Origin of the sequence: Streptomyces sp. NPDC056738, from assembly GCF_042790435.1 — a bacterium.
In the GTDB taxonomy this organism is placed as follows: Bacteria; Actinomycetota; Actinomycetes; order Streptomycetales; family Streptomycetaceae; genus Streptomyces.
Genome location: NZ_JBHTZF010000014.1, coordinates 109,624 through 122,113, shown reverse-complemented (window position 1 = coordinate 122,113; position 12,490 = coordinate 109,624). Strand labels below are relative to the sequence as shown.

The 12,490-nt window shown below is 74.0% G+C and carries 6 protein-coding genes; 1 reads left to right on the top strand and 5 read right to left on the bottom strand.

The window, feature by feature from the left end; all coding sequences use genetic code 11:
- Positions 1 to 46 precede the first annotated feature (46 nt).
- The 5 genes from ACFRIC_RS32180 to ACFRIC_RS32160 all read right to left on the bottom strand — a co-directional run bounded on the left by ACFRIC_RS32180 (position 47) and on the right by ACFRIC_RS32160 (position 11,134).
- Positions 47 to 1,951, bottom strand: a complete 1,905-nt coding sequence (locus tag ACFRIC_RS32180) for a protein kinase (RefSeq protein WP_382793097.1) — start codon at positions 1,949 to 1,951, stop codon at positions 47 to 49.
- A gap of 177 nt (positions 1,952 to 2,128) precedes the next feature.
- The gene (locus ACFRIC_RS32175) at positions 2,129 to 3,784 is read right to left on the bottom strand and encodes a protein kinase (protein WP_382793095.1); all 1,656 of its coding nucleotides are present in this window, start codon (positions 3,782 to 3,784) and stop codon (positions 2,129 to 2,131) included.
- Between the two features lie 107 nt (positions 3,785 to 3,891).
- Positions 3,892 to 5,529, bottom strand: coding sequence for a serine/threonine-protein kinase (locus tag ACFRIC_RS32170; RefSeq protein ID WP_382793507.1), 1,638 nt, complete (start codon positions 5,527 to 5,529; stop codon positions 3,892 to 3,894).
- A gap of 188 nt (positions 5,530 to 5,717) precedes the next feature.
- Positions 5,718 to 8,822, bottom strand: a complete 3,105-nt coding sequence (locus ACFRIC_RS32165) for a protein kinase (protein WP_382793092.1) — start codon at positions 8,820 to 8,822, stop codon at positions 5,718 to 5,720.
- Positions 8,823 to 8,989: 167 nt separating this feature from the next.
- Positions 8,990 to 11,134 carry a serine/threonine-protein kinase gene (locus ACFRIC_RS32160; RefSeq protein ID WP_382793505.1) on the bottom strand — a complete coding sequence of 715 codons (2,145 nt, stop codon included), beginning with the start codon at positions 11,132 to 11,134 and terminating at the stop codon, positions 8,990 to 8,992.
- Between the two features lie 274 nt (positions 11,135 to 11,408).
- Between ACFRIC_RS32160 and ACFRIC_RS32155 the strand changes: the two genes are divergently transcribed.
- Complete coding sequence (locus tag ACFRIC_RS32155) at positions 11,409 to 12,485, top strand: serine hydrolase domain-containing protein (protein ID WP_382793090.1); 1,077 nt, start codon at positions 11,409 to 11,411, stop codon at positions 12,483 to 12,485.
- Positions 12,486 to 12,490 lie beyond the last annotated feature (5 nt).

Below are 12,490 nucleotides of genomic sequence, written 5' to 3'. Positions count from 1 at the left end.
GCTGATCAGGGCGTTGTCGGTCCGACGATCACCCGTCGATCGGTTTTCACGGTTTGTCGACGTCCAGGTTCGCGATCGCCGCCTCGGCGACCTCGCGGCCTCGCGCGGTGAAGTCGCCGCCGCCCGGATAGCTGATCGTGAGCTTGTACATGTCCCCGGCCTTCGACTTGTAGTAGAAGAGCCGCACCTCGCGCGGGCGGGGGTTCTGGCTGTCGTCGGTCTTGTAGGTCACCGTGTTCTCGGCGGACTCCCGGCCCCGGTACGTCGCCCTCGCGTCCGGCTTCGTCCGCGGCCCCGCCGGCATGTTCAGCTCGTAGGCACCGCTCGCCTTGAACGTACCGTCGTCCGCGTACATCTCGGCCCGGGCGGAGTCCTTGATCACCTTGCTGGTGTCCTCGGACTTCAGGTCGAGTCTCAGCCCGATCCAGATGCTCCCGCTCCAGTCGGTGTACGTGACCCAGTGGGTCTTGTCCGTCTTCCGGTCCGGGGTCCCCTCCTGGTAGTCCGCGGGCACCGCCAGTGTCGCGGCGACGTCGGCCACGTGCCGCGTCTTCCAGCCGTCCGGCAGCGGACCGGCGAACGGGTCCGCGATCACCACGTACGCCGTCACCGCGGCCGCCGCGACCGCCGTGGCGACCGCCGCCGCGAGGCCGATCAGGGTCCTGCGGCCGATACGGACGCCCCCGCCTCCGGACGCCGGGGTGCCGTCGCCACCGGCGACGCCCTCCGTCCGGGTGACCTGCGTCGGGGCGAGGACGGGCGGCCGTGCGGCCTCCTCCAGGAGGCGCCGGACCTCGGCCGCCGCGGGACGGTGGGACGGTTCCTTGGCGAGCAGGCCGTTGATGGCCTCCGTGAGCGGGCCGCCCGCGGAGGCGGGCGCGGCCGGTGTCGCGTTGAGGACCGACTGGAGGGTGGCGGGCGTGTTGCTGCGCCGGAACGGCGAGACGCCCTCGGTGGCCGCGTAGAGCACCACGCCGAGCGACCAGAGGTCGGAGGCGGGACCCGGGCGCACGCCGAGGACCCGCTCCGGGGCGATGTACTCGGGTGAGCCGACGAAGCCGCCGGTGTCCGTCAGGTTGGTCTCGCCCTCGATGCTGGCGATGCCGAAGTCGGTGAGCACGACACGGTCGTGCGGGCCGAGGAGCACGTTGTCGGGCTTGACGTCACGGTGCAGGACGCCCGCCGCGTGCGCCGCCTCCAGGGCGCCGAGGACCTCCAGGCCGATGCGCGCGGTCTCTCGGCTGCCGAGGGTGCCCTCCCTGAGCGCGTCGCCGAGCGAACGGCCCCGCACCAGCTCCATGACGATCCAGGGCCGCCCGTCCACGACGGCGACGTCGTGGACGTTCACCACGGCGGGATGGTCGAGCCGGGCCGCCGCGCGGGCCTCGCGCCGCATCCGCTCGTACGCGGTGGCCCGTTCGCGCTCGGGAAGGTGGTCCGGGACGCGCGGTTCCTTGACGGCTACCTCGCGCTCCACGGTCTCGTCCCTGGCCCGCCACACCGTGCCCATGCCGCCGTGCCCCAGCTTGGCGAGCAGGCGATAGCGCCCGGCGACGAGCCGGCCGGCTCCCGGTTCGTCCGAGGGGCCCGGCGCGGTGTTCTCCGGCGGGCCCGCGACGGTCCGGGCGGGCGTGGCATACGGATTGCCCGGGTACGGCACGGCGACCGGGCCCTCCGCCCGCCGCTCCGGCACCGTGACGCCCGGCCTCGGGTCCGGCGCGGCGCGCCTGGGGTCCGGAACCCCGGCCGCCTGTGGCACGTCCGGTGCCGGGGCCGCGTGCGGCACGTCCGGTGCCGGGGCACCTTGGTGCGGGTGCGGTGCCGGGGCACCCTGGTGCGGGTCCGGGATCACGGCGCGCGGCTGCCCGCCCCGTACCGCCCGTCCAGGTGGTTGCAGACCGAAACTCGTTGGCTCGTCGCCCCGGTGAGGGACTCCCCCGTCGTCGCTCATGCCCTCATCTGTATCGCGGCGGACGCCCGGCCTTCCAGACCCTTCGCCCACCGGTCACAGACCCGTGACGCACCCAATCCCTTATCTCCCCTTTACGGGGTTACGCGTCACGGCGGTACGGGTGACCGGGCCACGCGTCACGGGGGTTGCGCGTCACACGGCGCGTCACAGGGCGCGTCACGAGGCCGCGAACGTGTCCACGGCCACGTCGAAGTACTCCTTCGCCTCCGTCACCCGGCCCACCGGCGCGGAGACCCAGACGTCGTACATCCGGCCGCCCTCCTCCCAGCACAGGTCGTAGGTGTGCCGCGGGCCCTCCGCCGTGGTGAAGCCGTTCCAGGTGAACTCCCAGAGGGCGGCGGTGTTTCCGTCGTGCACGGTCCGCGTGACCCTGCCGTCGCGGTAACCGGGGTTGCTCGAGGGGCCGTCGGCGTCCGCCCTGCGCATCACGCCGAGCGGACCGCCCGTCGCGGGATCGGCCACCTTGATGCCGATGCGGAAGGTGTCCCCCGACGACATGTAGAAGATCCGCTCGCCCTGCGGGTCGCGGGTGAACCCCTCGGGCACGGCGAGCGAGAAGCCGTTCGGATCCGAGGCGACACGGTAGCCCGAGGGCGCGGTGCGGGCGGAGGCGGACGGAGTCCGGTGGCCGGTCACCGTGACGGTGGGGCCGGCGCCGGTGGGCGGGGCCGACGACGTGCCGGACGCCGAGGTCGCGCCGGAGGAGGTGCCCGGTGCGCTGGGCGTGCCCGGCGTGCTCGACGAGGCCGGTTTCCCGTCCCCGCCCCCGCCCACCAGCAGCGCGGCCGCCGACACGCCCGCTCCGGCCATCGCGGCGACCAGCGCGGCTGCGACGAGGAGGCTGCGCGTGGACTGCCGGGGCGGCGGGTCGGACGCGGTGCCGCCGGAGGACGGCGACGGATCGGGCGCGGGTCTGCGCAGCGACACGTGGGGCACGTCCCGCCGCGTCGGCGTGTACGGGACCAGCAGCCGCGGCGTACGGCCCGTGTCCCGGTAGGCGCGCAGCATCCGCTCCGCCTCCGCCGCGTCCAGCCGCCGCTCCGGATCGCGCTCCAGCAGTCCTCGTACGACGGGCAGCAGCGGAGCGGCCTGGGCGGGGGGACGGATCTCGTCGACGACGACGGCGTGCAGGATGCCGCCGAGCGAGTCGCGTCGAAAGGGTGAGGCGCCGCTCAGCACGGCGCACAGCAGCACGCCGAGCGACCACAGGTCGGACTCGGGGCCGGTGCGCGCCCCGGCCATGCGTTCGGGCGCGGTGTATTCGGGCGAGCCGACGAACGCGCCGGTCTCGGTGAGCGTCGTCGCGCCCGCGACCTGGGCGATCCCGAAGTCGGTGAGGACGACGCGGTCGGTGCCCGCCTCGACGAGGACGTTGGCGGGCTTGAGGTCGCGGTGCAGGACGCCCGCGTCGTGCGCGCGGCGCAGCGCGCCGAGCAGGTCGATGCCGATGCGGGCGGCCTCGCGGGCGTCGACCGGCCCGTTCGCGGAGATCCGTTCGGCGAGCGAGCCGCCGTCGATCAGCTCCATGACGATGTACGGGCGTTCGTCGTCCTCGACGACGTCGTGGACGACGATGATGTGCGGGTGGTGGAGCTGGGCGACGGCCCGCGCCTCGCGCAGGGTGCGGTCGCGCTGGAGCCGGGACTCCTCCGCCGAGAGCGAGTCGTCGAGGGCCAGTTCCTTCACGGCGACCCGCCGGCCGAGCAGTTGGTCGGTGGCCCGCCAGACGACGCCCATGCCGCCCCGGCCGATTCTGGTCTCCAGCCGATAACGCCCCGCGATCACACGGGCGTTCTCCCCCTCGGTCCCCATGGGTCTCATCATGCCCCACCGGACGGACCCCCTCCGTGGCACCGACCGGCCAAGTATGCCGCCGCCCCGGGACAGCCGACGGCACGCGCCCGGGCCCCGGGCGCGGATCAGCCCTCCTGGAAGCTCCGCAGGATCACGCCGAACTGCTTCTCGGTGGCGGTCCACTCGCCGGCGGGCGAGGACTCGTAGACGGCGTACTCGGTGCCGTCACTGTTCATGTACCCGACGTCGATCGCGTGGTAGGGCCCCGGGAAATAGTGCGGCGGGTCCTTGGCCAGGGCGTCCCACGTGTACTCCCAGCGGGCGCCCGGCCGGTCCCGGAAGAGCTCCTCCTTGAGGAGCAGTTGGCTGTAGTTCCGCAGCCGACTCGAGAGGTTCTCGTCCAGGTCGCTCATGTGCTCGTACGAGGAGCTGAAGTCCGGATCGGTGTCGACGGCGACCCGTACGAGGTGCTTGCCCTGGTCGGGCGTGAAGTCGACCTGCTGGAGGCCGTCCTTGTCGATGGAGACGGAGCGCGTCCACCCCTTGGGCAGGGAGATGCTGAAGCCCACCGGGTCATCGTGCCGCTTCCAGCCCGCGGGGAGCGACCTCTGACCGCCCTTGTCGCTCGGCTTGGAACTCGGCTTGTCGCTCGGCTTGTCGTCGGCGCTTCCGGTCGACGACGCGGAGGCGGAACCGCCGGGGCCGCCGCCCGTGCCGAAGTGCTGCAACGTGACCGCGACGCCCCCGCCGACGACCCCTGCCAGGGCCATGACCAGGGCGAACGTGCGCAGGCGGTGCCGCTTCGGCGGCGCGGGCACCTGCCCGATCGTCACCGGCCGGTACGGCGTGGTGGCGGCCGTGTGCGCGCGGGTACCGGTGCCGGTCCGCGTCTCCGTGGTGTCGTACGCGGGCCGCCCCGTCGGCGCGTGCGACGGCGCCCCTTCCGGCAGTCGTCCCTCCGCCGCCTCGGCGAGCATCTGCTCGACCTGCTCGGAGCCGGGCCGCTCGGCCGGATCCTTGCGCAGCAGCGCGGCGAGGACGGGCCCCAGCACTCCCGCGTTGACCGGTTCGGCGGGTTCCTCCTCGACGACGGCCTGCATGGTGCCGATGGGCGAGGTGCGGCGGAACGGCGACCGGCCCTCGACCGCCGTGTACAGCGTGGCGCCGAGCGCCCACAGGTCGGACGCCGGGCCCGGGTCGTGGCCGCGCACCCGCTCTGGGGCGAGGTAGTCGACGGAGCCGACGACCTCTCCGGTGCGGGTGATGGTGGTGTCGCCCTCGATCTGGGCGATGCCGAAGTCGGTGAGCAGCACCCGGTTGTCGCGGCCGAGCAGGACGTTGCCGGGCTTGATGTCGCGGTGCAGGACGCCCGCCGCGTGCGCGGCGCGCAGGGCCCGCAGGACCCACAGGCCGATGCGCGCGGCCTCGCGCGGCTCGATGCGGCCGCGCTCCTTCACCGCGTCGGCCAGCGACTCGCCCTCGACCAGCTCCATCACGATCCAGGGGCGGCCGTCGTGATCGAGGACGTCGTGCACGGTGACGACGGCGGAGTGGTTGATGCGCGCGGCGGCGCGGGCCTCGGCACGGGTGCGGGCCAGCAGGACGCTCTGCTCACTGTCGGAGACGTAGAGCGCGGCGGTCAGCTCCTTGACCGCGACGGCGCGGTGCAGCACCTCGTCGTGGGCGCGCCAAACACGGCCCATGCCACCGCTGCCGATGGATTCGACAAGCCGGTAGCGGCCCGCGAGGAGCAGGCCCTGCATCTGATTCACGTTTCCCCGCAATGGTCTTGACAGGGTCAGACTAAGGAGCGGTGCCCACCCTGGGAACAAGCGGGGTCGTACGGAGACCTCACTGTGACGGTTGTCCCATCCCTGTACGGAAGGGAACCGTTCGGTGTTCACCGGCCCCCGCCTGGCCAAACAGGGCGTGCGGCGGGCAAAAGGGTTGCTCAGTGGCCGACTTGGTACGTCGACGACGCCTGCTCGTACAGCCGCGAGACCTCGTCGCGTTCGGCGTCCGGGCCGCGGACCTGCACCACGTGGTAGTGCCCCGCGATCAGGATGGCGAGGTTGCGGACGTAGAGCGAGTGCCCCGCGGAGTCCTGCCAGGTGAACTGGCCCTCGGCCATCGCCTTGCCGCCCACGTCGATCCGCCGCATCCCGCTGGAGGTGGCCCAGGTCGAGTCCCGGAAGGGCTGCAACTCCTTCTCGCTCTCCCGCTGATACGTCATGGGGTCGCTGCCGTACGTGGCGGTGCCGTCCCGCCCGGGGACGACGATGAGCTCGAAGTCCCCCTGGGAGTAGACGATCTGGCCCCTGCCGTTCTTCGGCGAACGCGTCCAGCCGCTCGCCACGGCGATCCGGAATCCCTCGGGATCCTTGCGCAGGGTGAACCCGTCGGCGACACCGGGATCGGCGGTGGTGTGCGAGGAGGTCGAACTGGACTTCCCCGAGGGGCTCTTGTCGGGGTCGGGCGAGGTCTGGTCGGAGCCGGGGGCGTTGCTCGCGGTCGGATCGCCGCCGGGCTGTGTGGCGGGGCCCGCCTGTCCGGCGGCGCCGGTCCGCCCGTCGTCGGTGCCGCTCCGGTCCGCCTTGGGCATGAAGACGACGGCGTACGTGACCGCGGCGGCCAGCAGGAGCAGGATCAGCAGGAGGAGGTTCCGGCCCAGCCGGCGCGGACCTGCGGCGTTCTCCTGCCTGGCCCGCTTGTGGCGGGCGTGCGCGCTGGTCGCGGGCAGCCCGGCACGGCGCCTGCGGACGAGTTCGCCCCGGCGCCGTACGATCGGCAGCCGGCTCGGGTCGGCCGGCGGTACGGACACGACGTGCGCCCCGGCCTCGGGCTCCGGCGCGGAGCGCACCAGCGACCGCAGCCAGCCGCGCAATTCCTCGAAGTCGAGCCGTTCGGTGGGGTCCTGGCGCAGCAGCGACTCGACGACGGGCCGCAGCGGTCCGCACTCCTCGGCGAAGGCGGGCGGTTCCGCGCACACCAACTGGACCAGTTCGGCGGTGTTCTCCTCCGGGTAGGGGGCGTGTCCCTGCACGGCGCGGAAGAGCAGTGCGCCGAGCGCCCACAGGTCGGTCGCCGGTCCGATCGGAGCCGCCAACTGCCAGTTCTCGTGCACCGGTCCGGCCTGCTCGGGCGCCCAGCGTTCGGTGACCGGCCCGACGACGGCCATCCGCGCCTGCCGGGCCCGCTCGGCCGCGAGCGCGGTGGCGGGCCCCCGGCGCGGCGGGGCCCCGGCGACCAGGTCGCCCCAGCCCCCGCCGGGCCTGCCGGAGGGGTGCGGGGCGGGAGCGAGTCCCTGCGGAGCACCGGGCGCCCGCGTGTGGTCGGGGGCCGGGGAGACGCCGGGCACACGGGCGTGCCCCGTGCCGGTGAAGCCGCCGGGCGGTACGGGCACTTGGCCGCCGCCGGACGCCGGGAAACCGCCGGTGGACCGGCCGTCGTCCGGGGTCCGCCCGCCGCCGAGGGGCCCTCCGGGGGCCGGGACGCCGGGACGGCCGCCCGGTCCCGTGCCGTAGGGGGCCTGTCCGGGCGCGAGCGCGGAACGGCGGTACGCCGTGTCACCCCCGGCCGGTCCCGCGCCGGGGCGTGCCTGGACTCCGTACCTCCCGGTGCCGCCGACGCCGTACGGGTCGGCTATCTGCCCCGGCGGCACCCCGTGCGCCGACGGACCACCGGCCTGGCCGGGAAGCTGCGGCGGGGTGCCGGCCTGGGACCCGGACGGGTGCGGAGAGGTGCCGTACCGGCCGTCCTGGCCGGGAACGCGCGACGACGAGGTGGGGGCCGGGGACCCCGGGGCCTGCGGTGAAGCGCCGTAGCGGCCGTCCTGGCCGGGAAGGTGCGGCGTGGGGGCCTGGGCCTGCGGGGAGGCGTCGTAGCGGCCGTTCTGGCCGGTCCGGTCGCCGGGGGCTGAAGGACGCGGGGACGGAAGGGCGAGCGGGTCGCCCCGGCGCTCTCCCTGTACGCGGGCGGCGGCACGCGCTCCGGCGCGGTACGCGGCGATGGCCCCGGCGCGCGCGGCACGGATGTCGTCCTCGCCGCCCTCGGCCTGCCCGCCGGTCTCCGGTCCGCCGTCCGGACCGGCGCCTCCCGCCGGACGGCCCGGTCCCGCCGGACCACCGGCTTCGAGGGCACGCGGTCCCCGGCCGGCCACGGGCGCACCGGGGACCGGGCTGCCCGGAACCGGCGTTCCCTGCTCGGCGCGGGCCTCGATCGCGGCCCGCCGGGCCGCTTCGGCGTCGGCGCCGCTCGTGGCCGCGACGGCGACACCGCGCGGGGCGCCGCCGAATCCGGCACCGGCGACGGGCCCCCGCCCGCCCGCGGCGCCCTGCCCGCCGCCCGGGCCGCCCTGGGGAGCTCCCGGCCCGGCCGGACCGGCGTCACCGGGCTGCCCGGCGTGCGGGAAGGCTCCGTGACCGGCCGTGAGGTCGTCCTCCGGCGCGGGCACCGGGTCGTACCCGCACAGCGCCTCTTCGGCGGCCCCGGCCGCCAGCCCGGTGAGCAGGACGCGGCCGTCGTCGCAGACGAGCACCGTACGCACGGTGATGTTCCGGTGCACCCAGCCGTGCGCGTGCAGGACCCGCAGCGCGGTGAGGACGTCGGCGGCGACCTCCGCGGCGCGGTAGGGGCTGAGCGGCTTCTCGGCGAGCAGCGCGGCCAGCGGCCTCGCGGGCACCAGCTCGCTGACGATCCACAGCGAGCCGCCCTCGGCGAACACGTCGAAGACCTGGTCGAGCCGGGGGTGGTCGGGGATCCGGGCGGCCGCCTGCGCCGCGTCGATCGCGCGCAGGACCGCCGGTTCGGTGGGCCGCCGGGTGGAGCGGGCCGACGCCCGCCGCACGCCGCCGTCCCGGGCCACGAACCCGTCGGGCAGCCCGTCCGCGTCGAGCACCTCGGCCTCGACGACCTCCGGCAACGGCACCTGCCGTACCAGGACTTCCTGCCCGCTGTAGGTGTCGAAGGCCCGGCTCTCGGCGAGTTCGTACTCGTCGGACGGCGGCAGGGGCAGGCGGTAGCGGTCGGCGAGTACCCGTCCCGCGTAGTCGTCCACGATGCTCCCCCAGCCGACCGGTTGGTCAATTCCGTTCGCCGTGCGTCCCGTTGTGGCTTCGTTCGGTCCGCAACCACTCACGATACGTGCCCGAGGCAACCCGCAGAGCGGTGATGCGAGATCTCGGGCATCGCTCGTAGCGGAACGTCACCGTTGCGAGCGGTACGTCACGACTTCGGCTGGAAGGTCGCGGTCAGCGTGGCCCACGTGCTCTTGCGCAGCGCGCTGTCCCACGCGGCGTCCTTGGCCGTGTACATGAGCGCGTAGCCCTGATGCGCGTTCACCACGAAACCCCGGTCGATCGAGTGGAACTTCGTGCCGCCGTCCACGTAGGTGAACTCCCAGTCGGCCGTGTTCCAGCTGCGGTAGCTCACGCTCTCTATGTGGATCTTCTTGTACTGGGAGCGCACCATGTAGCGCTCCTGGTTCTCCCAGTCCGCGACCGGGTCGTCCTTGGGCGTCGACGTCCAGCCGACGAGGAGCTTCTGCCCGTCGGGACCGGTGAACCGGGCTCCCGCGGCGTCCTGGGACTCGTACTTCCATCCCTTCGGCAGCCCGATCGAGAAGCCCTGCCCGCTCTTGTACGTCGTCACGGCGGTGGAACCCGAACCCGATTCCTTGCCGTCGCCGCCCGAGCCGTTCGAGCCGTCCGCGTCGCCGGTGCTCGTGCCCGTCCCCGTGTCCGAGGAGGCGTCGTCCGAGCCGGAGCCGGACTTGTCGCCGCTGTCGGTGTGGGCGGCGTCGTCCTTGCTCTTGTCGCCGCCCTTGCTCTTGCTGTCGTCGCCGTTCTTCCCGCTGCCGGCGGCCGCTCCGCTGGAGGCGGTCGGCTTGGCGCCGCCACCGCCCTTGGCGCCGTTGTCGTCGCCTCCGCCGAGCGTGATGGCCAGCACGGTGCCGACCACGACCAGCGCCACGACGACCGCGAGGATCACCAGTGTCCGCAGCGGCACGACATCGGTGAGTGAGGCCTTGGGCGCCGGACGGGCCGGGCGCTCGGGCGCCACCGGCCACCCGGATCCCGAACCGCCGCGCCTGCCGCCCGCGGTGGTGGAGGCGGAGTTCCCCGCCTTGCCGTCGGAACCGCCCGTCCCTCCCGGCACGGACGCGTTCACGGCGGTGGCCGCCACGGAGGTGCCGCCGGTCTGGCCGGCCTCCGCTCCGGACCCCGAACCCGCCTGCGGGGAGGCCGTCTTGGCGGCCCCGGCCGCCTGCGCGGTGTCCGGGCTGCCGGCCGCCTTGGCACGGGCCGTCGCCGCCGAGGTGGCCGCCGCCGTGGCGGCACCGGCCGCGGTCGCGGCCTTGCGCACCGAACGCAGGGCACCGCGCAGCCGCTCCGAGGGCTCCTCGCCCTTCTTGGCACCGGCCGAACCGCCCCGCCGACCCGGTTCGTCCGGCAGCGGCGGCATGGCCACGACCTTCGTCGCGTCCGGCGGCTCCGGCACGTTCCGCTCGGGGTCGGGCGCGCGCAGCACCTCGTTGAGCATGGCCCGGGCGCCCGCGTCGTCGAGCCGCTGCTCGGGATCCTTGGCGAGCAGGCCGTAGATCACCTTCTCCAGCGGGCCCGCGTTCTTGGGCTGTTCGACCGGCTCGGTCATGACCGCGGTGAGCGTCGCGATCGCGGAGCCCTTGTCGTACGGCGGCACGCCCTCGACCGACGCGTACAGCAGACCGCCCAGCGACCACAGGTCGGCCGCGGGTCCGGGCTTGTGGCCGCGCGCCCGCTCCGGCGAGATGTACGAGGGCGCGCCGACGAGCATGCCGGTCGAGGTGATGGACGGGTCGCCCTCCACCTGGGCGATGCCGAAGTCGGTGAGCACGACCCGGCCGTCGTCGCCGGAGATCAGCACGTTCGACGGCTTCACGTCGCGGTGCAGGATGCCCTCGCGGTGCGCCGCCTGGAGCACGTCGAGGATCGCGAGCCCCACCTCGGCCGCGCGCCTCGGCGTGAGCAGCCCGTCCTCACGGATGGCCTCGGCGAGGGACTTGCCCTCGATGAGTTCCATGACGATCCAGGGCCGGTTGTCCTCGTCGACCACGTCGAAGACCGTCACCGCGCCGCTGTTGCGGATCCGCGCGATGGCCTTGGCCTCCCGCAGCGTGCGCGTGATCAGCCGGCGCTTCTCGTCCTCGTCGATGGCCGAGGGGAACCGCAGCTCCTTCACGGCGACCGTTCGGCCCAGGGTCTCGTCCTCGGCGCGCCACACGGTGCCCATGCCGCCGCGGCCGAGAACATCCCCCAGCCGGTACCGCCCGGCGAGGAGACGTTCGCTCTTGTCCTGACGGGATGCTCCCGCCCGCTCCGCCTCCGACATGCGTCCCCTCATGCAACCCGCCCTGACAGAGCCTCCATTGTCCCCCACCCGACAAGTGCCCAGCGCCCTGGGGGCCCCTGGAACCGCAACAGCTCGGCCACTGAGACGCCCGGACCCCGTCGGCGGCTCGCCCGCGACGGCGCCCCGCACCGCACGAGTGCCCCGCAACCACAGCCTTACGGGTCCGCCGCGCCCGTTTCCCGGACCGGCCCCCGCGCCGGCCGCGGACACAGCGACATGCCTCATGATGGCCGCGACAAGGAAGGACCCCGCGATGCCAGCGCCCCGGACACCTCGGACACTTGTGGCCATACCCCTGTCCCTGGCGCTGCTCGTCGCGGTCGGGGCCGACCTGCCGGGGCAGACTCCGGCCGCCGCGCGAACGGCCGTCACCCGGGCCTCGGACGCCGCGCTGGCCCGCCTGGTGACCCGTGGCGGCGCCCCCGCCGCCGCTCTGCTCGCCGACGACGTGACCGGTTCACGTTTCGCGAGCGACGGAAACGGAATTGCCCGCTCCGACCATTTCCGTGCCGGAAGCATCACCAAGTCGTTCATCGCGACGGTCGTCCTGCAACTCGCCGCCGAGCAACGGCTGTCCCTGTCCGACTCCGTCGAGGAGCATCTGCCCGGCCTGGTGCGCGGCGCGGGCAACGACGGCCGCCGCATCACCCTGCGCGCCCTGCTCCGGCACACCAGCGGCCTCTACGACTTCACCGCGACGACCCGGGGTGCCGTCCCCGTGACCGCTCCTCAGGCCTTGCGCATCGCACTCACCCATCCCCCGGCCGACCCCGGCCGCTTCGCCTACTCGAACACGAACTATGTGGTGCTCGGCATGATCGTCGAGCAGGTCACCGGACACCCGTACGCCACCGAGGCCGAGCGGCGCATCATCAACCCCCTTCACCTGACCGGCACTTCGTTTCCCGGCGACCGTGTGTCGCTTCCCGCGCCGCACGGCCGCGCCTACGCCGCCGACGGCTCCGACGTCACCGAACTCGACCCGCGCGTGGCCGGCGCGGCGGGTGAGCTCGTGAGCACGCTGGCCGATATGAACCGCTTCTACGCGGCCCTGCTCGACGGCACGCTGCTGCCCTCGCACTGGCTGCGCGAGATGCTCGACACCCGCGCCGCACATGGCTCGTACGGCATGGGCCTGTTCCCGGTGAAGCTGCCGTGCGGGACCACGGTGTGGGGACACAACGGCCGGATCTCCGGCAGCTACGTGCGCAGCGCGGCCACCGTCGACGGCCGCCGCGTCCTCACCTTCCGGGTGAACACGGACGGGGTCACGGACCCGGCACTCGAACCGGCCCTGCTCGCAGCCGAGTTCTGTCCCCGCACCTCGTAGAACGG